The sequence below is a fragment of the Ornithinibacter sp. genome, from assembly GCF_035443565.1.
In the GTDB taxonomy this organism is placed as follows: Bacteria; Actinomycetota; Actinomycetes; order Actinomycetales; family Dermatophilaceae; genus Fodinibacter.
This window is the reverse complement of record NZ_DAORSO010000435.1, coordinates 1-1,060: the sequence shown is the minus strand read 5'-3', so window position 1 is coordinate 1,060 and position 1,060 is coordinate 1. Positions and strand designations below refer to the sequence as shown.

Genomic DNA, 1,060 nt, shown 5'->3' with positions numbered 1-1,060 from the left:
CCCATCTCGAGGTAGCGCTGGGTCTTGATGACCTTGCGGATGTAGGCGGCGTCGCGCTCGCCGCGGCTGTCCATGACCTGCTTGCGCAGGGCGTCCAGCTCGACGCCGATGCCCTCGATCTGCTCGGGGGTGAGGTGCGCGGCCGGGTTCGGGCGGCCCGACTTCTTCAGCGCGGGGCGCTGGGGGCGCGGGGTCAGGCTGGTGACCGACAGGCGGGGATTGATGCCGCTGGGCTTGGTCGATGCGTGGGCGGGGATGGTCTGCGGCGTGAGGTGCTGCGGCGTGAGGCGCTCAGGGGCGAGGGTCATGGGGGTCCTTCTCGGGGTCAGAGGTCGAGGTCGCAGGCGCCGGCGACGGCGTTGACGCAGGTCTGGACGGGCAGTTCGTCGCCCGGTTCGACGACGGTGATGTCACCGGTGCGCAGGTCGCGGATCGCGCCCTCGCGCATGGTGACGACACAGCCGAAGCAGATGCCCATGCGGCATCCGCTCGGCATGAGGACGCCGGCTGCCTCGCCGGCGTCGAGGATCGGGGTGCCGCCGTCGGTCTCGACGGTGCGGCCGCTGGCGGAGAAGGTGACGGTGCCGCCCTCACCGGGTTCGATGGTGCTCGGGCGGAACCGCTCGGTGTGCAGCGCGTCGGCGAGCCCGGCCGCGGCCCAGTGGGCTTCGGCGGCGTCGAGCAGCCCGGTCGGCCCGCACAGCCACGTCTCGCGCTCGCGCCAGTCGGGCACGAGGGTGTCGAGGTTCTCGAGGTCGAGCACGCCGTGTTCGTCGTCGAGGTTCAGGGTCAGGGCGAGGCGGCCGCTGTCGGCGTAGCTATGCAGTTCGTCGGCGAAGATCACGTCGGATGCCGTGGGGGCGCAGTGCACGTGGGCGGCGTCGGCGAGCTCACCCAGGTGGTTGCGCAGCATCCCCATCACCGGGGTGATGCCGCTGCCGGCGGTGAGGAAGAGCACCTTGGCCGGCGCCGGGGTCGGCAGGCAGAAGTCGCCGGTGGCCTGGTCGAGCATGACCAGGGTGCCGGGGCGGGCCCGGCGCACGAGGTGCGTGGAGACGAC

Annotated in this window: 1 protein-coding gene and 1 pseudogene; both read right to left on the bottom strand. The window is 72.3% G+C overall.

Annotation, left to right across the window (positions count from 1 at the left end; all coding sequences use genetic code 11):
• Positions 1–308: pseudogene (locus PLL68_RS15780) on the bottom strand (acyl-CoA desaturase); the annotation flags it as partial.
• 17 nt (positions 309–325) lie between these two features.
• On the bottom strand, positions 326–1,060 hold a 735-nt coding region (locus tag PLL68_RS15775), incomplete at its 5' end, for a flavin reductase family protein (protein ID WP_324535726.1).